Below are 16,186 nucleotides of genomic sequence, written 5' to 3' on the forward strand. Positions count from 1 at the left end.
CCCAGTCGAGCGTGACGGACCAGCCTTCCCGGCCATCGGGAGGACGCCTTGGGCCTTGGCCCCGGTCGGGTGACGCTGTGGGAATGCGTTCAGCGTCGCCGGATCCATTCGGTCCCGTCGAACTCGGTCCATTGACCCTGCGTAACTGTGTGATCAAGGCCGCGACGTCGGAGGGACGCTCGCCCGACGGGTTCGTCACCGACGATCTGATCGAGTTCCACCGCGCCTTCGCCGCAAGCGGAGTCGGCCTGACCACCGTGGCGTACTGCTGCGTCTCGCGCGAGGGGGCCAGTGCGCCGGGGCAGATCGTGATGAGCCGTGGCGCGTTGCCGGGTCTGCGGAGGCTCACCGACGCCGTCCACGATGCGGGCGCGGCGATCTCCGCTCAGCTGGGACATGCCGGAGTGGTGGCGCCCAAGAAGCTGACCGGTGTCACCGCCGTCGCGCCAAGCCGGTTCATCAACCCGACGTCGTTCGCATACTGCCGGGAGATCAGCCCTGATGGGATTCACGCGGTCATCGAGCAGTTCGGCGCCGCGGCGCAGGTCGCGATCGACGCCGGATTCGACGCTGTGGAACTGCATTTCGGGCATCTGTACCTTCCGAGCTCATTTTTGAGCCCGCTCATCAACCGCCGCAAGGACGGCTACGGCGGTTCGATCGAGAATCGGTCACGACTGGTGCGTGAGATCGCCGACCGGGTACGCGAGGTCGTCGGCACGCAGATCGCGGTCATCGCGAAGCTCAACATGGACGACGGGCTGCCAGGGGGCATCTGGATTGACGAGGCGTTGCGCACCGCACAGTTGCTCGACACCGACGGCACCCTGGATGCGCTCGAATTAACCCAGGGCTCGTCGGTTTACAAGCCGATGTACCTGTTTCGTGGTGACGTGCCGGTCAGGGAATTCGCAAAGGTGATGCCGCCGGCGCTGCGCCCTGGCGTCCGGCTGGCAGGCAAACGCATGATGGGAAGCTACCCGTACCGCGACCTCTACATGCTCGACGCGGCAAGGCAATTCGTCCCCGTCGTCGCCAACACCAAGCTGATTCTGCTAAGAGGCATCACCAACCGCGAGCATCTGCAGAGGGGGCTGCATGAGGGTTTCGACTTGGTGGCCATGGGACGCGCATTACTGCGGGAGCCGGATCTGGTGAACAAGATGGTCGCCGATGCCGGCACCCGAAGCCGCTGCACCCACAACAACAAATGTATGGTCACCGTCTTCGGGCGGACACACTGTGTGCTCGACCCCGCTCAGCGGTACGGCCCGGCAGCGCCGAATGGTGTGCCGGTCCTACCGGTGGAGCAGTCGGGCTAGTTCAGCGCAGGCCCGCCTTCGGGCGTGATGGGCAATGTCGAGCGTCGGATCGTCATGAACCCGTGCACGCCGCCCTCGTAATGGCAGCGTGCGGTCGACACGCCCGCCGCAGTCAGAGCTTCGGTGTATGCGAGGCCTTCGTCGCGCAGTGGATCGTGGCCTGCGAGCACCACAACGGCAGGGGGCAACCCGGCCAGGTCGGCGTGAAGCGGTGAGGCGTAGGGACTTCTGCGGTCGAGATGCGACGGCACGTATTGATCCCAGTACCACTGCAGCGCCGGCTTCGGGTTGTAGAAGCCCTCGCCGAACCGGCGGTAGGAGTCGGCGTCGAAGTCGGCGGCGATCACCGGATAGAGCAGCAGTTGACCGGCGAGAGCGGTCCCGCCGCGGTCTCGCATCATCAGCGCGGTGACGGCCGCCAGGTTCCCGCCAGCGCTGTCGCCGCCCACCGCGACGCGCCGGGGGTCACCGCCGAACGTGTCTGCGTTGTGTGTCGCCCATCGGCTGACGGTGAAGACGTCTTCTGCCGCGGCAGGCCATTGATGCTCCGGTGCCAGGCGGTAGTCGACGGAAACAACAACGGCGGGAATCAGATTGGCGATGTTGCGGCAGAGGCCGTCATGGCTGTCGAGATCGCAGAACACGAAGCCGCCGCCGTGGGCGTACACCAGCACCGGCAGTGGTGCCACATCCGATGCGGGCCGATATACGCGCACCGCGATATCGCCTCCTGGACCCCGTACCGACTCGTCGCGCACCTCTGCGACGGGTTCGGGTTGGCTCGGTGCGACGAACCGCGAGCGGATCGTCGCTCTTGCCTCGGCACCCGTCATGGTGTGCACCGGTGGGAACCCGGCGTCCAGCGCCTCGATGAGGTCGGCGATCTGTGGGTCCAAGCTCACGTTTTGAATCACGCGTATTGCAACGCGGCCGAATCGAGGACCGGGCGCACTGCGGGTCCGCCGCGCAACGGACGTACTTGCTGCAGTGTCGGCGCCACCCGCTGTGGCCCGTCCTCGACGTTGCGCCAGACTCCCATCGCCGTCATCCGTACGCGCGCGACAAGGCGCTGATCGAACGTCATCCGACTCATCGGCCCGCACACCGACACCGCCGCAACTGCTTCTCCCGGTCCACCGATCGGCGCTGCGACACAACCGAATCCGGGCAGCGACTCCTCGCGTTCGTACGCCACGCCGTGTGCGCGAACCCTGGTCAGCTCAGCGCCCAGCTGTGCAGGGGTGCCGATCGAGTACTTCGTCCTACGCGTGGCCAAATCGACCATGTCGGCGTCTTCGGTGTAGGCAAGCATCGCCTTGCCGACGGCAGTGCAGTGAGCCGGCTGACGTCCTCCGACGCGAGTGGGGATCGCGGCGGCCATCCGGTCGCCGATCTTCTCTAGATACACGACGTCGGCGCCGTCCAGCACGGCCAGGTGCACGACGAGCCCGGTAGCGCGGTGCAGGTCGTGCAGAAGCGGGGTCGCCGCGCGGTGCAACCGGTCCTGGTGCACCGCCAGCGATCCGAGCTCGACAAGTCGCATGCCGAGTTCGTAGTCGCGGCCGCTGCGGCGCAGCCAGCGCAGCTGCACCAGCCGCTCGAGCATCCGATGCGCAGACGACCGGGGCAGGCCGGTCCTGCGCACAATCTGCGCCAGAGTCAGCCGACCGGGCCCATCGAAGGCGTCCAACACCAGCGACACCCGATCGATGACGGCACTCGGAGTGGGGGAATCGGCGGTCACGGTCAAGGCGCCTCCTTGCGACTGAACTTTCATGTAGGCATATGCCTATTAGTAATATGGCTATTAGTAGCACACCGTGTGGGCCGTGTCACACGGACGCGACAAATTGACCCAGCGCACGTCGAAGGACAGCGCTGAGCTGGGGGAATGCGACGAGGGGGGAGGGGTCAGCCTTTGGCGGCGCTGCGGCCGGCGCGGCGACCGTAGAAGCTGCTGTCGCCAAGGGAGATGCCGCTCGCATAGCCCCATGCCGCCAGGCCCGCTGTGGTGCGGCCCGCCGCATACAGGCCGGGGATCGGGTCACCGCTGACGTGCAGCACTTCGCCGTCGAGCGAGGTCTGTAGGCCGCCGAGGGTGAAGCCTCCGCAGCTGGCCCGCAAGTCGATGGCTCCAACGGGAGAACCGATGGGGCGCAACCACTCTGGCTTCTTGTGCAACAGTGGATCCTCGCCGCGGGCAGCGGCGTCGTTGTAGGCGCTGACCGTGGCCTGCAGCGACCCGGCCGGAAGTCCGATCTCGTGCTCGAGATCGGCGACGGTTTCACACACCCACGTCGGCTGCCGTTTGAGGAATGGCGTTGCGGACGTGGCGGCCATCGCCTCCTCCTGGGCGTCGCCGTCGGTGATCAGGTATGCCGTGTCGTCCTGGTGATAAAGCGTCAGCTGGCCGATCCGGCCGGAGTACATGTCCTCGGGCACATAGCGCTGGCCGCGCCCATTGACGAGAATGCCGCGCACGGTCTGCTGAGGATCGATCAGAAACGCGACTTCGGTGGCGTCCATGTGGGCGAGGTCCGCGCCCAGTGCCTGCGCCATCCGGATCCCGTGGCCGTCGTGCTGTTCGATCGACGCGGCCGGTCGTCCCGCGATGCGCGGCGCGTACTGCGCGACCATCGCCTCGTTGTATGCAAAGCTGCCTGCCGCAAGGACGACACCGCGGCGCGCCCGGATTGCGAACGACTTGCCGTACTGCTTGGCGATCAGTCCGGTCACGCGGCCGTCGGCCTCGACGACCAGGGAAGCCACCCTGGTGTCGTACTGGGACCGCACGCCTGCGGCGGCCCCGGTCTCTACGAGCGGCTTCATCAGCATGAAGCCGCCGCTCTTCTCGCCGGCGCGTTTATCGGACATCTGTGGGATGTGGCCGCGCGGAGCAGGTTCGGCGATCGTGTTGTACGGGAACGCGTTCTCGCCGCCGGTGAACATCAGCCCCTGATCGGCCGGGGGCTCCCAACCCGGCTCACCCCAGAACTCCGGCTTGAAGGGCACACCACACCCGACCAACCAATCGAAATGCGCGACGCTGCCCTCGCAGTAGTCGGCGATGCGATTCTCATCGGCACCGGGTCCCATCGCCGCGTTGAGGAACGCGGTCATGTTGTCAACGGAATCGGCGAATCCGCAGGCCTTCTGAACCGACGTTCCGCCGCCGAGATAGATGAAGCCACCCGCCATCGCTGCGGCGCCGCCCCAGGAACCGGTGCGTTCGAGCACCAGAACATCGGCGCCGCCGCGGGCGGCCTCCACCGCGGCCGCCGCGCCTGCAATGCCGTAACCGACGATCACGACATCGGCTTCGTGGTCCCAGTCCCTGATCGACGACGCGGGGACAGGGATGACTTCGGCGTCCGGGGTCATGGCCGCATGGCCGCCGGAAGGTCGGATACCCACGCGTGCCCCCAATAGCTGTCGGCGGTGATTTCCTCGGCGGTGTAATACGTTTCGTCGACCCGCATCCCATCGGTGCCGAACTCGATGTCCCAGTCGCCGGGTGCGCGCACGTAGAATGACACCATCTTGTCGTTGGTGTGCCTGCCCAGCGTGGAGGACAACTGGAAGCCGTCCTTGTTGACCCGGTCCAGCGCCTGTCCGACCGCGTCCAGGCTGTCCACCTCGACCATCAAATGGATGAGGCCGGGATCGCGCAGGGTCATCGCCGGGCAGATAGCGAGGCTGTGATGGCGTTGGTTGAGGCCGAGGAAACGGACGCGCAGAGGGCCGAACTCCGGCGGAGTCGGCACCCGGAACGCGCCGCGGGACACGAAACCCAGTACCTCCGTGTAGAACCGGAAAAGGCTCGGCACATCGAGGGCAGGCAGCACGACGTGGCCAAGGCCCTGCGCGCCCGTGACGAACTTGGCGCCGAACGGAGTCACCACCGGGCTGTGATACAAAACAGCGCCGTGGAAGATCTCAGTCGACGTGCCCGCGGGGTCGTCGAAGGCGATGACCTCCTCGACGCGGCGGGCATCGGCGTCCGCCTGCGAGAGTTCCTTCATGGGCACGCCCGCGGCGTCCAGCGCCGCCTTCACCCTTTCCAGCGCGGCGTGGTCGCGGACCTCCCAGCCGACGGTGATGATCTTGTCGGTGTCTCCCGGCACCACGATGATTCGTGCGGCGCGTTCGTCCATGCGTAGATACAGCGCATCGGTGTCCGGGCCCGAACCCTTCGCGAACCCGAGCACATCGAATGCGAACTGCCGCCAACGCGGCATGTCGGTGGCCTGAACCTTTACGTATCCAAGGCTTTTCAGATCGGTCATCGACAGCGTCCCTCAGATCATCGCCCGCAGCGGACCCTGCGGGTCGACGCCAAGCGAGCTGAGCGCGGACGCGTGGTAGACGGTGCCCGGCACGTGGATTGCGTGGGCCATCCCGGCATGCGCATCGCGCCAATACCGTTGCAGCGGTTTGTCCATCCGCAGCGCATTGCCGCCTGAGCGGGCGAAGATCTGGTCGACGGCGGACACCGCGCGCCACACAGCGCGCACCTGCGTGCGTCGGCCCGCGGCCCGGTCGGCGAACGTCACCTCGGCGCCCGAGTCGACGATCTCGTAGATGCGGTCGACGTTGGCGAGGATCTCCTGGCGGGCGGCGTTGATGTCGGCCGCAGCCTCGCCGACGGCGTACATGACGTACGGATCGTCTTTGATGGCAGTGCCGTTGGCGCCGACGCGTTCGCGCTGATAGTCGAGGTGCGCGGCGAGGGCGCCTTCGCAGATGCCGATGGTCGCCGAGCTGATGCCCAGCGGGAACATCGTCGACCACGGCATCTTGTAGAGGGTCTTGGTCATGCCTGCCTCGATCTGGGCGGAGCCGTCCATCACCTTCATGGCATCCATCGTCCGGTACTCAGGAACGAACGCATCCTTGACGATGATGTCCTTCGACCCGGTGCCGCGCAGGCCCACCACGTTCCAGGAGTCCGGCACGATCTCGTAGTCCTTGCGCGGCAGGATCATGTGCAGCATCTGGGGCGGCATCAGCGGCTTGCCGTCGTCGTCGCCGACCATGGCGCCAAGGAAGATCCAATCGCACGCGTCGGTTCCGGAGCTGAATTGCCAGCGACCATTGAAGATGTAACCGCCGTCGACCGGCCTGGCCACGCCCTGAGGTGCGTAGGGCGAAGCGACCCAGGTGTCGATATCGTCGCCCCACACTTCCTCGGCGACCCGTGGATCGGCGTACGCGAGTTGGTACGGGTGCACTCCGACCACCCCGTTGATCCAGCCGGCGGCGGGATCGAGGGCTGCGGTGGCCATCACGGTCTCCGCGAACTCGCGGGGATGGACTTCGAGCCCGCCATGCTTTCCTGGCTGAAGCAGGCGGATCGAGCCGATCGACTTCATGCTCTTGACCGTCGCGTCGGGCAGTTGACCGATCTTCTCGGCCTCGACCGCCAACTCCTTGAACTGGTCCGCCAGGTCCATCACCCGGTCGAGTACGCGCTCGCTCATGCTCTGTCCTAACTGTCTAGGCGTGATTAATGGTCTACCGCAGGTAATGGCCGCACCGGGACCGATCCCGGTGAGCGGACCGAATCCAGGACTAATACACGATGTGGACATCGTCGCTCACGGGGCGGGCCTGACATCCGAGAACGAGCCCGTCGGCGAGGTCCGCGGGCGCGAGGATGTCGCATGCCGCCATGTCGACCTCACCGCAGAGCACCGTGGCGACGCACGAGCCGCAGTGTCCCTCCCGGCACGAGTGAGGGACCTCGATGCCCGCCTCGAGCATGGTGTCGACCAGGCTTTTGTCACGCGGCCATCGAAGGCTGTGGCGGGTTCCGTCCAGATCGACCTCGACTCTGGCGTCGACTCGGGTGTCGCGTGATTCGACGTGGGTCATGGTGCGAGTGTCGTCAGGGCATCGGTGAGATCCGACAGGTGCGACCGATGGCCGGGAGATCGCCTTCATGACGTCCGGTCACCGGGAAACCCGTCGGGCGATGTGGTGAGCGCGACCTAGCGTGGCGTCGTGACCGTCTCGGCAGATCCACAGCAGTCCGTCGTCGATGCCGTCGTGGTCGGTGCGGGATTCGCAGGCCTGTACGCATTACACAAACTGCGGTCACAGGGCTTGTCGGTCCGGGTGTTCGAGGCGGCGCCTGAGGTTGGCGGAACGTGGTACTACAACCGTTACCCGGGCGCGCGCTGCGACGTCGAGAGTGTCGACTACTGCTACTCGTTCTCCGACGAGCTGCAGCAGGAGTGGACATGGACGGAGAAGTACGCCACCCAGGCCGAGATCCTGCGGTACATGAAGTGGGTCGCGGACAGGCTCGACCTTGGCGCCGGGATCACGTTCAATACGCGGGTCACCTCGGCGGTCCTCGACGAGGACACGCTGCGCTGGACGGTCACGACCGACGGGGGAGAGGTCGTCGCCGCCAGGTTCGCCATCATGGCGACCGGGCCACTTTCGGCGGCGTTGACTCCGGACTTTCCCGGGTTGGGCACCTTCGCGGGGGAGGTGTACCACACCGCGCATTGGCCGCATGAACCCGTCGATTTCACGGGTAAACGCGTCGCCGTCATCGGGACGGGATCGTCAGGTATCCAGTCGGTTCCGGTCATAGCCGAGGCGGCAGATCAACTCTACGTCTTTCAGCGCACGCCGAATTACAGTGTGCCGGCGGGTAATCGGCCACTCACAGAGGAAGACGTCGCCGAGTACAAGGCCAACTACGCCGAGCGGCGCCGCCTGTCGTGGCGCAGCGGTGGCGGATCGCCCCACATCGCGCATCCGAAACTGACGATGCAGGCCACCGCCGAAGAGCGGCGTGAAGCGTTCGAAAAGCGTTGGGAGCTGGGCGGCGTGCTCTTCTCGAAGACGTTCACCGATCAGATGACCGACATGGCCGCCAATGAGGAGGCCCGCAAGTTCTATGAGGAGAAGGTGCGCGCCGTCATCGACGACGCGACCGTCGCGGACCTGCTGATCCCGACTGACCACCCGATCGGCACCAAACGGATCTGTACCGACACCAACTACTTCCAGACGTTCAATCGACGCAATGTGACGCTGATCAGCGTCCGCACCACGCCGATCGAGTCGATCGATGCCACCGGTATCAACACCTCCGACGCGCACTACGACCTCGACGTGATCGTGTTCGCAACAGGCTTCGACGCCATGACCGGCGCGCTTGGCAAGATCGACATCGTCGGCCGTGCAGGCCAATGCATGCGGGACGACTGGAAGGACGGCCCGCGCACCTACCTCGGGCTCGGCGTCGACGGGTTTCCCAATCTGTTCATCGTGTCGGGTCCTGGCGCCCCTGCGGTGCTCGCCAACATGGTGTTGCATGCCGAGGCGCACGTGAACTGGATCGCGGACTGCATCAGATATCTCGATGCACACGGATACGCGAGCATCGAAGCCACCCCCGATGCGGTGGACTACTGGCTCGCCGAATGCGCGCGGCGAGCCGAGGCGACCCTGTTCACCAAGGCGAACTCCTGGTACATGGGCGCTAACATTCCCGGCAAGCCACGCGTATTCATGCTGTTTCTCGGCGGATTCGCCGCGTACAACGACATCTGTGCCGAGGTCGCCGACGCCGGTTACAAGGGGTTCAATCTGCTCAGGGCGACCTGATGTCGGGATTGCTCGACGTCCGACGCGAATTCGGAACCGACGACTGGCACCGGTTCAGGAGGTAGGGCGGGTAAGGAACGCCATCACAGCGCTTTCAAACGCATCCTTGGCCTCGATCATCGCCCAGTGACCGCAGTTCGGGAATACGTGCAGTTCGGCGTTGGGGATAGTCCGCATCGGGATCAGTGCCATGTCCAAGGGGCTCACTCGATCGTCACGGCCCCAGGTGAGCAAGGTCGGCGCGGCTACCTTGTGCATCAGAGCCCACGGCATCGGAAGGTCGGCCGCCTTCATCATCGCCATCATCTGTGCGAACGCCGCCTTGCCATACATTCGGCGCGCCGAGGCCAACGTCTCTGGATCGGTGGCGAGCTTCCAGCGCTCCTCGATCAGCTGTTCGGTGACCAGACTCTGGTGGTAAACCATTGAATTCAGCCAGTCGACGAGGCGCTGGCGGGTCGGGTCCTCCGTGAACTCTTGAAGAAGCCGAATTCCCTCACTGGGCCCGGGGCTGAAGATGTTGGTACCGATGCCTCCGATCGTCACCAGCTTGCCGATGCGGTCGGGGTGGTGGATGGCGAAGTTGATGCCGACCCCGCCACCCATCGAATTACCGACGATGTCGACGTTGTCGACGCCGAGCGCGTCGAGGAACGGGGTCACCGCCCCCTGAGCCGTGACCATTGGATGCCCGCCGAAGTCATCGCTTATGCCGAAACCGGGGAACTCCAGGATCAGGCAGCGGAAACGCTCGGCGAACGCGGGTAGCACACCTCGGAAATTGCGCCACCCCGTGACACCAGGACCCGAGCCATGCAGGAACAGCAGCGTTGGGCCGTCACCGCTGTCGTAATAGCGCAGGGCACCTGCTGGAGTGGTGATTTCACGAAGATCCTGCTCGACGGCGGCGAGTTCAGATGAGTGAGTCACCCGCCCAGCCTGCCACGCCCGCCCCGACCCTCGCTGCCATGTTCCGCTGACTGGGCCTCCGAATAAGCCGGGCGCTCACTGTGCCCCGGCCCGAGCGGCTGCGAGTGGGTTGTTCGCGATGTCGGAAAGTGTTCCGGTGACAGCGATTTCGGATCGCGGCGGCCTCATGATGAACGCCGATGCATGCGTCAAACTTCACGGGTCACTTGCGGGCCCCGGTGGGCGCGGTCAAATGCACTGGGCGGCAGGCACCCGCCCAGACAGAACGAAGGGGCACCCCTTGTGGGGGTGCCCCTTACGTTTTGGGCGATCTACCTCACGTCGACGTAGACCGTCTTGTCGGTGATGGTGGTTTCCAGACTGTCACCGGGAGTTCCGGAATCGGTGCGGCTGTACGTCTGGCCGGGCCGGACCGCGACCACCGTGGCCTGATCCAGCGGGGTGCCGCCGACGCGGTTGACGATGACGTTGTAACCGTCGGCCTGCAACTTGTTGATGGTGTCCTGGGCGTTGCCCGGACCTGCCGGAGCCGCGCCAGCCGGCGCCGCCAAGCCGAGGATTGCGGCGGTCAGTCCGCCCGCAATCAGGGATGCGAATCCGAACTTCTTCATTGGTGCCCTCATCTTTTCGTGCTTCTTCACTTGTCTCGGTTCGCTGCAGCTGCACAGATCAACCGTCAAGATCACGGCTTTAATTCCGTTGGCAGAATTTGATCTCGGTTGGCAGGAAAAAACCTGTTGACGGGTGTGCATGCTCAACGGGACGGCATGGCGGGTGGCTGGCATGATCATCCGATGGTGCTCAGCCCCGCCGCCCCCACCACCGTTCACCGGTTGCCGGCGACTCCGTCGACCGTGCACTGGGGCCACTTCGATCCGCGGCTGGCTCCCGCGCTGACCGTCGCGCCGGGTGATCTGGTGGCCATCGAGACGCTGACCAACCACGCAGGTGATGCGCCGGATCTGCTGATGGATGCGGGCATCGCCGAGGTCTTCGACCGCGTCACCGATCGGGGGCCGGGACCCCACCTGGTCACCGGTCCGATCGCCGTCGACGGTGCGCGCCCCGGTGACGTGCTGCAGGTCGACATCCTGCAGGCCGCGCCGCGGCTGCCGTACGGCTCGAACCTGGCCGCGCACTGGGGGTTCTTGTACGACGAAATCCCGGTCGAACGTGTCACCGTGTACGAACTCGACACCACGGCAGGCGTCGGCCGCGCCATGTTCGGGTACGACTGGACCGCGACTCCTCTGGCCGACCAACCCGGCACGATCGTCGAGCCGGACAAGGACAAGCGCCAGCCCGCGTTACCCGGCGTCGTGGTGCCCCTGCGTCCGCACTTCGGCACCATGGGCGTCGCACCCGCCGTGCCCGAACGGGTGTCGTCGGTGCCGCCCGGTGACCATGGCGGCAACGTCGACAACTGGCGCATCGGGGCGGGCGGGACGATGTACTACCCGGTGCAGGTGCCTGGGGCCCTGTTGTCGGTCGGTGATCCGCACGTCTCCCAAGGCGACGGTGAGATCAGCGGGACGGCGCTAGAGGCATCGCTGAATGGCTTGTTGCGCTTGACGATTCGCCGCGATCTGCCGTTCACGGTTCCGGTTCTGGAAACCGCTACCGAGTTGTTGGTGCACGGTTTCGGTGACACGCTCGACCAGGCGATGAAGGCCGCGGCGCGGCGCACCCACGGCCTCCTGCAGGATTACTTCGGGCTCTCGCGCGCCGACGCGTACTCGTTCATGTCGGTGGCCGTCGACTTCACCGTCACGCAGGTGGTCGACCAGCGGCAGGGGGTGCACGGCAGGATCGACAAACGGTGCTTCCCGCGCTGGTCTACATTATCGGCATGAGCGACAACGGGATTCGGTCCTTCACGTTCACCCCCGCCGACGGCGTGCCGCCTGCGGTCGCGCCGTTCGCTCACGCCACGGCCGCTGGCCAGACGTTGTACGTCACCGGGCAGATGCCGACCGACGTCACCGGTGCCGTCGTCGGCGACTACGTCGCCATCCAGACCGACCAGGTACTGCGCAATCTGATGCGGGTGACCGAACTGTGCGGTGGCGGCCTCGCCGATGTCGTCTCGGTGCGGGCTTTCCTGCTCGACTGGAATGACTACGGCGCCTTCAACACCGCCTACGCGGCGTGGTTTCCCGACCGGCTGCCGTCGCGCACGTGCGTCGGTGTCACCGGGCTGGCGGTCGGCGCCCTGGTCGAGATCGATTGGGTGTGCTGGCGAAGCGCCGGTTGGGGGAGCACACTCGGGTCATAAGGCCCGTTGAGGAGGACACCATGAGCATCCTCTACACACTCACAGCGGCCGGTGTCGCCGGCCTGGCAGCCCTGTGGCTCGCAGTCCAGAACATCCGGGTGATCAAGCAGTTCGAGCGGGGCGTCGTCTACCGCTTCGGGCGGGTTCAGAGTCGGGTCCGACAGCCCGGCTTGGCCTGGCTGATTCCCTTCGCAGATCGCCTGCAGAAGGTGAACATGCAGATCATCACGCTGCCGGTGCCCGGGCAGGACGGCATCACCCGCGACAACGTGACGGTGCGGGTGGACGCCGTCATCTACTTCCAGGTGGAGGACCCTGTCCGCGCGGCCGTCGACGTGCAGGATTACATGTCGGCGATCGGGCAGGTGGCGCAGACGTCGCTGCGGTCGATCATCGGTAAGAGCAACCTCGACGATCTGCTGTCGAACCGGGAACGGCTCAACCAGGGCCTGGAGTTGCTGATCGACAGCCCGGCGGTCGGCTGGGGCATCCAACTCGACCGCGTCGAGATCAAGGACGTGGTGCTGCCCGACTCGATGAAGCGCTCGATCGCCCGTCAGGCCGAAGCGGAGCGGGAGCGCCGGGCCCGCGTCATCACCGCCGACGGCGAACTGCAGGCCTCCGAGAAGCTGGCCCAGGCCGCGCACGTGATGTCCGACGAACCGGCCGCACTGCAGCTTCGCCTGCTGCAGACGGTGGTCGAGGTCGCCGCCGAGAAGAACTCCACGCTGATCCTGCCGTTCCCGGTCGAGTTGCTGCGGTTCCTGGAGAGGTCGACACCGGAACGCGATGACGCCGACGGCGAGACGCCTGAGTTGACGGCGCCCCAGGTGCCCGACGACGCCAGCGGTATCAAGCTCACCGGATCGGTCGGCCGCGGCCAAAACGTGTAGCGCCCGCACAGACCTCGGGCATGATCACCGCATGGCTCTTGACGCCGACGCGGTGGGTCGTTGGATCGACGGATATCTGGGCGCATTCGCGGCAAGTGCCCGCGGCGACGGCGACATGGCGACGTTGCTGAGCCATTTCGGCGTGCCGATGATCATCACCACCGACGAGGGTGTGGTGACGCTGATGACCGACGAGGAGGCGGCCGCGGTCATGCAGAGCCAGGTCGACGGATTACGGGCACTCGGCTTCCACCACAGCCAGGTGCAGCAGTCGGAGGTGACGGTGCTCAATGCAACATCTGCGGTGTTCAGGGCGACGCTGTCGCGCCGCACTGCCGACGGCGACGAGATCGACCGCCCGACAGTCGCATATGTCGTCACAGACGACGTCGCCGGGCCGCGCATCGTGCTGCTGGCCGCGCGGGCGCAGTGAGCTAGAGCGGAGCGCGCTCGGTCGGCGCGGCGGCGTCGAGCGCGACGGACGTGGTCAGATCGAGCTCCACGACCATGGATTCCAGTGCAGCGCACCAACTCTCGTAGTAAGGCCGATCCGGATCCCTGGCGATCTCAGCCATCAGATTTTGGCGAAAGGCATCCCAGGGCAACCCGAGCTTCTCGACCAAAGCCACCGCTATCGCCAATGCACGTGCCTGCCAGGGTGCTTCGAAGACGAGCTCGCCGTTGTCACGGGGCAGCGATGCATCGTTCAGTCCGCTGGTCACAGCCGTTGCACACCGATCATCGAATCCCGGGTGACGAGTCCGGCCAGTTGCTCCTCGGACATGTTCTCGGTGCCGGCTGGACGCATCGGCAGCACCAGGTAGCGCGCCTCTGCGCTGGAGTCCCACACCCGGATTTCGACGTCGGTGGGAATGTCCGTACCCATCTCGGCGAGCAGCTTGCGTGGCTCGCGGACGGCCCTCGACCGGTAGGCAGGCGACTTGTACCACCTCGGCGGCAACCCCAGGATCGGCCACGGATAACACGAACACAGGGTGCACACCACGAGGTTGTGCACCTGCGGGGTGTTCTCCACAGCCACCACGAAGTCACCCTCAGGACCTTCGAACCCGAATTCCTTGACCGCAGCGGTGCCGTCGGCGAGCAGTCGGTCCTTATAGTCGGGATCAGACCATGCGCGGGCCACCACCTTCGCCCCGTTCATCGGGCCGAGGTTGTCTTCGAAGTGCGCGACGATCTGATCGAGCGCGTCGAGGTCGAGAATGCCCTTCTCCACCAACACCGACTCGATTGCGGCCACCCGTGCCTCGATGGGTGCCATCGCTGCGGGGTGGTGGTCGCCGGTCATCGTGGGTCCTCGAGGTAGCGCTCGAACAAGTTGACGCAGACCACGTCGCCGTCGACCCCCGCCTCACCCCACAGTTCGCGCGACGTGAAGCGCACGGCGTACAACGGGTCAAGCACGGAACCACCGCCGTGGGCGGCGATGTCGTCGATGTCGAACGCGCCGTCAACCCGGACGACCGTGCCCTGCTTGCCCTGCACGTAGCGCGGCGCGCGGGTGTGTCCAGGCGGATGCCATGCGCGGACGCGGACCTCATCGCCTAGGCCGTAGCGCGGCAGGGAGCGGGCAGTGAGGTCGTCGGGCAGCACCCCGCGATCCGGATTGGACAACCGGAAACGGCCACCCGCGCGACGGTCGAGTTCGTCTTGCGCGGCGAAACCCGCCTCGACGGCCATCGTGGTGGCGCCGGTCAACCAACGCTCGTAATAGGGCGACGACAGGTAGTGCTCAGGCGCCATTCGTTCCATCGAGTGCCGGAACCGGCCGCCAGGTGGATTCTGTGCAGCGATCCAGCCGATCATCAGCCGGAAGGCGCGTCGCTCCCAGTCCTCGGCGAAGTACGGCTCCGATACCGCATCCGGGACTCGATGCGGTACGCGCCCGAACCCGTCAAGGCCGCCCATGTCATGCACGCCGTCCACCCGGGAAATCCTAATGCGATCGATTTCGTGTTTCTCGAACTTTCACACACTGTTGCCCGTATCAATGAGGTGTCCATGCCACTCCGCTCATCTGTTCTCGCCAGCGCCGCCATCGTTGGAATCGGTGCACTGACCGCGTCACCGATCACGCCATCGACCGACCATCGGCCACCACCGACGGTTTCTCGGGAGGTGGCACTGACTGCGGCCACCGCGCCGCCGCTGGGCGCAATTCCCCTGGCGTTCCTCGGCAATCAGCTTCACTACTGCAGCCTCATCTGCCCGTTCGCCGTGCAGGGTGCGATCACCGTGCCGCTCGGCGCACTGGAGGCTCCCGCGGCGTTCCTGGGCTCGTTGACGTCGACGGGTTCGCCGCTGCAGGCGCTCGGCGCGGCCGCCGCATCGGTGACCGGTCCGGCGAACGCGGCCGTGACGCCGTTGATCAACAACGACGTGTTCCTCGTGGTGCCCAAGGCTTTTCACGCGCTCGATGTCGCGGTGGTCGAGGCATTCAACGTCGGAGCCGCGGTGTTGACACCGGGGCAGTTGCTGCAGGCAATCCAGAACGGACGCAGCAACATTCTGAATGCTCTCAATCAGCCGGTTGGTACGCCGACCACACCGACCGGAGCGACCAACGTGTTCCAGGTGGTATCGGTCGAGGCGCTGAACGTGGCGACGGCGGTGGCCTTTCAGGCCGGTGAGCTGGTGCTGTCCGGCGCTGTGCAGATCGCCGACGCAACGACGCAGCAACTGGCGAAAACCGGTAACCCCGTCGCCGCTCTGGCGGCAGGCGTCGCGCAGGCGCGTGAGGTGGCGGCGACGGCCGCCGCACCCGTCGTCGCTGCGGTGGACACCGCAGCGAAGAACATCAGCAACTCACTGCACGATCCGTTCCCCGCTGCCACCAAGACCACCGGGACGGCGGTACAACCGAAGTCGACGGTTGCGACCGACCAACCGAAGGCGGTGGCGGCGACAGCCGATACGACGAAGTTCGCCGCAGGCGTCACGAAGACGTCCGCCACAGGGCCCGCACCGAAGGTCACGGGTGCCGCCGGCACGACAAAGCCCGACAAAACGGCGACCTCGTCGGCGTCCCCGAAGACGGTCACTCATCACGACAAGCCCGGCAAGGCGCATCCGGCCAGGCACCAGCAGTCGCACAGTCGAGGTCGACACTGACGCCGTGG

The 16,186-nt window shown here is 65.9% G+C and carries 17 protein-coding genes and 1 pseudogene; 7 read left to right on the top strand and 11 right to left on the bottom strand.

Annotated features, from left to right (window positions below; all coding sequences use genetic code 11):
• Window positions 1–83: 83 nt before the first annotated feature.
• The gene (locus ACGFK1_RS25800) at window positions 84–1,322 is read left to right on the top strand and encodes an NADH:flavin oxidoreductase (RefSeq protein ID WP_393436177.1); all 1,239 of its coding nucleotides are present in this window, start codon (window positions 84–86) and stop codon (window positions 1,320–1,322) included.
• Here ACGFK1_RS25800 and ACGFK1_RS25805 read toward each other — a convergent pair.
• The 6 genes and pseudogenes from ACGFK1_RS25805 to ACGFK1_RS25830 form a co-directional block, all read right to left on the bottom strand.
• Window positions 1,299–2,224 (bottom strand): annotated as a pseudogene (locus ACGFK1_RS25805) (alpha/beta hydrolase). The gene ACGFK1_RS25800 and the pseudogene ACGFK1_RS25805 overlap by 24 nt on opposite strands.
• Window positions 2,225–2,232: 8 nt before the next feature.
• Complete coding sequence (locus tag ACGFK1_RS25810; protein ID WP_393436179.1) at window positions 2,233–3,099, bottom strand: IclR family transcriptional regulator; 867 nt, start codon at window positions 3,097–3,099, stop codon at window positions 2,233–2,235.
• 134 nt (window positions 3,100–3,233) lie between these two features.
• Window positions 3,234–4,703, bottom strand: coding sequence for an FAD-dependent oxidoreductase (locus ACGFK1_RS25815; RefSeq protein WP_393436182.1), 1,470 nt, complete (start codon window positions 4,701–4,703; stop codon window positions 3,234–3,236).
• On the bottom strand, window positions 4,700–5,608 hold the full coding sequence (gene bphC, locus ACGFK1_RS25820) for a biphenyl-2,3-diol 1,2-dioxygenase (protein ID WP_393436185.1): 909 nt from the start codon (window positions 5,606–5,608) through the stop codon (window positions 4,700–4,702). Before bphC ends, ACGFK1_RS25815 begins: the two co-directional genes overlap by 4 nt.
• A gap of 12 nt (window positions 5,609–5,620) precedes the next feature.
• Complete coding sequence (locus ACGFK1_RS25825) at window positions 5,621–6,802, bottom strand: acyl-CoA dehydrogenase family protein (protein WP_393436187.1); 1,182 nt, start codon at window positions 6,800–6,802, stop codon at window positions 5,621–5,623.
• Between the two features lie 91 nt (window positions 6,803–6,893).
• Window positions 6,894–7,196 carry a 2Fe-2S iron-sulfur cluster-binding protein gene (locus ACGFK1_RS25830; RefSeq protein ID WP_393436190.1) on the bottom strand — a complete coding sequence of 101 codons (303 nt, stop codon included), beginning with the start codon at window positions 7,194–7,196 and terminating at the stop codon, window positions 6,894–6,896.
• Window positions 7,197–7,325: 129 nt separating this feature from the next.
• Between ACGFK1_RS25830 and ACGFK1_RS25835 the strand changes: the two genes are divergently transcribed.
• Entirely contained in the window at window positions 7,326–8,948 is a 1,623-nt protein-coding gene (locus ACGFK1_RS25835; RefSeq protein ID WP_393436193.1) for a flavin-containing monooxygenase, read from the top strand.
• Between the two features lie 54 nt (window positions 8,949–9,002).
• Here ACGFK1_RS25835 and ACGFK1_RS25840 read toward each other — a convergent pair whose 3' ends face one another.
• On the bottom strand, window positions 9,003–9,878 hold the full coding sequence (locus ACGFK1_RS25840; RefSeq protein WP_393436195.1) for an alpha/beta fold hydrolase: 876 nt from the start codon (window positions 9,876–9,878) through the stop codon (window positions 9,003–9,005).
• A gap of 311 nt (window positions 9,879–10,189) precedes the next feature.
• Window positions 10,190–10,489: a hypothetical protein gene (locus ACGFK1_RS25845; RefSeq protein WP_393436301.1), complete on the bottom strand. Its 300-nt coding sequence runs from the start codon at window positions 10,487–10,489 to the stop codon at window positions 10,190–10,192.
• 108 nt (window positions 10,490–10,597) lie between these two features.
• Between ACGFK1_RS25845 and ACGFK1_RS25850 the strand changes: the two genes are divergently transcribed.
• Genes ACGFK1_RS25850 through ACGFK1_RS25865 form a run of 4 tightly spaced genes read left to right on the top strand, consistent with a single transcriptional unit; the run spans window position 10,598 to window position 13,479 of the window.
• Window positions 10,598–11,731: an acetamidase/formamidase family protein gene (locus ACGFK1_RS25850; RefSeq protein ID WP_393436198.1), complete on the top strand. Its 1,134-nt coding sequence runs from the start codon at window positions 10,598–10,600 to the stop codon at window positions 11,729–11,731.
• The gene (locus ACGFK1_RS25855) at window positions 11,728–12,153 is read left to right on the top strand and encodes a RidA family protein (RefSeq protein WP_393436200.1); all 426 of its coding nucleotides are present in this window, start codon (window positions 11,728–11,730) and stop codon (window positions 12,151–12,153) included. The genes ACGFK1_RS25850 and ACGFK1_RS25855 overlap by 4 nt, the downstream gene beginning before the upstream one ends.
• Window positions 12,154–12,173: 20 nt before the next feature.
• The gene (locus ACGFK1_RS25860; RefSeq protein ID WP_393436203.1) at window positions 12,174–13,046 is read left to right on the top strand and encodes an SPFH domain-containing protein; all 873 of its coding nucleotides are present in this window, start codon (window positions 12,174–12,176) and stop codon (window positions 13,044–13,046) included.
• A gap of 31 nt (window positions 13,047–13,077) precedes the next feature.
• Window positions 13,078–13,479 (top strand): hypothetical protein, encoded by a 402-nt coding sequence (locus ACGFK1_RS25865; RefSeq protein WP_393436206.1) that lies wholly within the window; start codon window positions 13,078–13,080, stop codon window positions 13,477–13,479.
• A gap of 1 nt (window position 13,480) precedes the next feature.
• Here the strand turns inward: ACGFK1_RS25865 and ACGFK1_RS25870 are convergent, their stop codons facing one another.
• The 3 genes from ACGFK1_RS25870 to nthB are packed head-to-tail and all read right to left on the bottom strand — an operon-like array spanning window position 13,481 to window position 14,993.
• Window positions 13,481–13,768, bottom strand: coding sequence for a nitrile hydratase accessory protein (locus ACGFK1_RS25870; protein ID WP_393436209.1), 288 nt, complete (start codon window positions 13,766–13,768; stop codon window positions 13,481–13,483).
• Window positions 13,765–14,355, bottom strand: coding sequence for a nitrile hydratase subunit alpha (gene nthA, locus ACGFK1_RS25875; protein ID WP_393436212.1), 591 nt, complete (start codon window positions 14,353–14,355; stop codon window positions 13,765–13,767). Before nthA ends, ACGFK1_RS25870 begins: the two co-directional genes overlap by 4 nt.
• Window positions 14,352–14,993 (bottom strand): nitrile hydratase subunit beta, encoded by a 642-nt coding sequence (gene nthB, locus ACGFK1_RS25880; protein ID WP_393436215.1) that lies wholly within the window; start codon window positions 14,991–14,993, stop codon window positions 14,352–14,354. The genes nthA and nthB overlap by 4 nt, the downstream gene beginning before the upstream one ends.
• 75 nt (window positions 14,994–15,068) lie before the next feature.
• On the opposite strand from nthB, the gene ACGFK1_RS25885 reads away from it, so the two are divergent.
• Window positions 15,069–16,178, top strand: a complete 1,110-nt coding sequence (locus tag ACGFK1_RS25885; RefSeq protein ID WP_393436218.1) for a hypothetical protein — start codon at window positions 15,069–15,071, stop codon at window positions 16,176–16,178.
• The last annotated feature ends 8 nt before the right edge of the window (window positions 16,179–16,186 follow it).

The organism is Mycobacterium sp. NPDC048908 (assembly GCF_043197955.1).
Taxonomy (GTDB): Bacteria; Actinomycetota; Actinomycetes; order Mycobacteriales; family Mycobacteriaceae; genus Mycobacterium.

Bases quoted from the DNA above. Each gene is read 5' to 3' on its own strand.
- ACGFK1_RS25800 (WP_393436177.1), top strand. From the start codon at position 84: ATGCGTTCAGCGTCGCCGGATCCATTCGGTCCCGTCGAACTCGGTCCA.
- ACGFK1_RS25810 (WP_393436179.1), bottom strand. From the start codon at position 3,099: ATGAAAGTTCAGTCGCAAGGAGGCGCCTTGACCGTGACCGCCGATTCC.
- ACGFK1_RS25815 (WP_393436182.1), bottom strand. From the start codon at position 4,703: ATGACCCCGGACGCCGAAGTCATCCCTGTCCCCGCGTCGTCGATCAGG.
- bphC (WP_393436185.1), bottom strand. From the start codon at position 5,608: ATGACCGATCTGAAAAGCCTTGGATACGTAAAGGTTCAGGCCACCGAC.
- ACGFK1_RS25825 (WP_393436187.1), bottom strand. From the start codon at position 6,802: ATGAGCGAGCGCGTACTCGACCGGGTGATGGACCTGGCGGACCAGTTC.
- ACGFK1_RS25830 (WP_393436190.1), bottom strand. From the start codon at position 7,196: ATGACCCACGTCGAATCACGCGACACCCGAGTCGACGCCAGAGTCGAG.
- ACGFK1_RS25845 (WP_393436301.1), bottom strand. From the start codon at position 10,489: ATGAAGAAGTTCGGATTCGCATCCCTGATTGCGGGCGGACTGACCGCC.
- ACGFK1_RS25855 (WP_393436200.1), top strand. From the start codon at position 11,728: ATGAGCGACAACGGGATTCGGTCCTTCACGTTCACCCCCGCCGACGGC.
- ACGFK1_RS25860 (WP_393436203.1), top strand. From the start codon at position 12,174: ATGAGCATCCTCTACACACTCACAGCGGCCGGTGTCGCCGGCCTGGCA.
- ACGFK1_RS25865 (WP_393436206.1), top strand. From the start codon at position 13,078: ATGGCTCTTGACGCCGACGCGGTGGGTCGTTGGATCGACGGATATCTG.
- nthA (WP_393436212.1), bottom strand. From the start codon at position 14,355: ATGACCGGCGACCACCACCCCGCAGCGATGGCACCCATCGAGGCACGG.
- ACGFK1_RS25885 (WP_393436218.1), top strand. From the start codon at position 15,069: ATGCCACTCCGCTCATCTGTTCTCGCCAGCGCCGCCATCGTTGGAATC.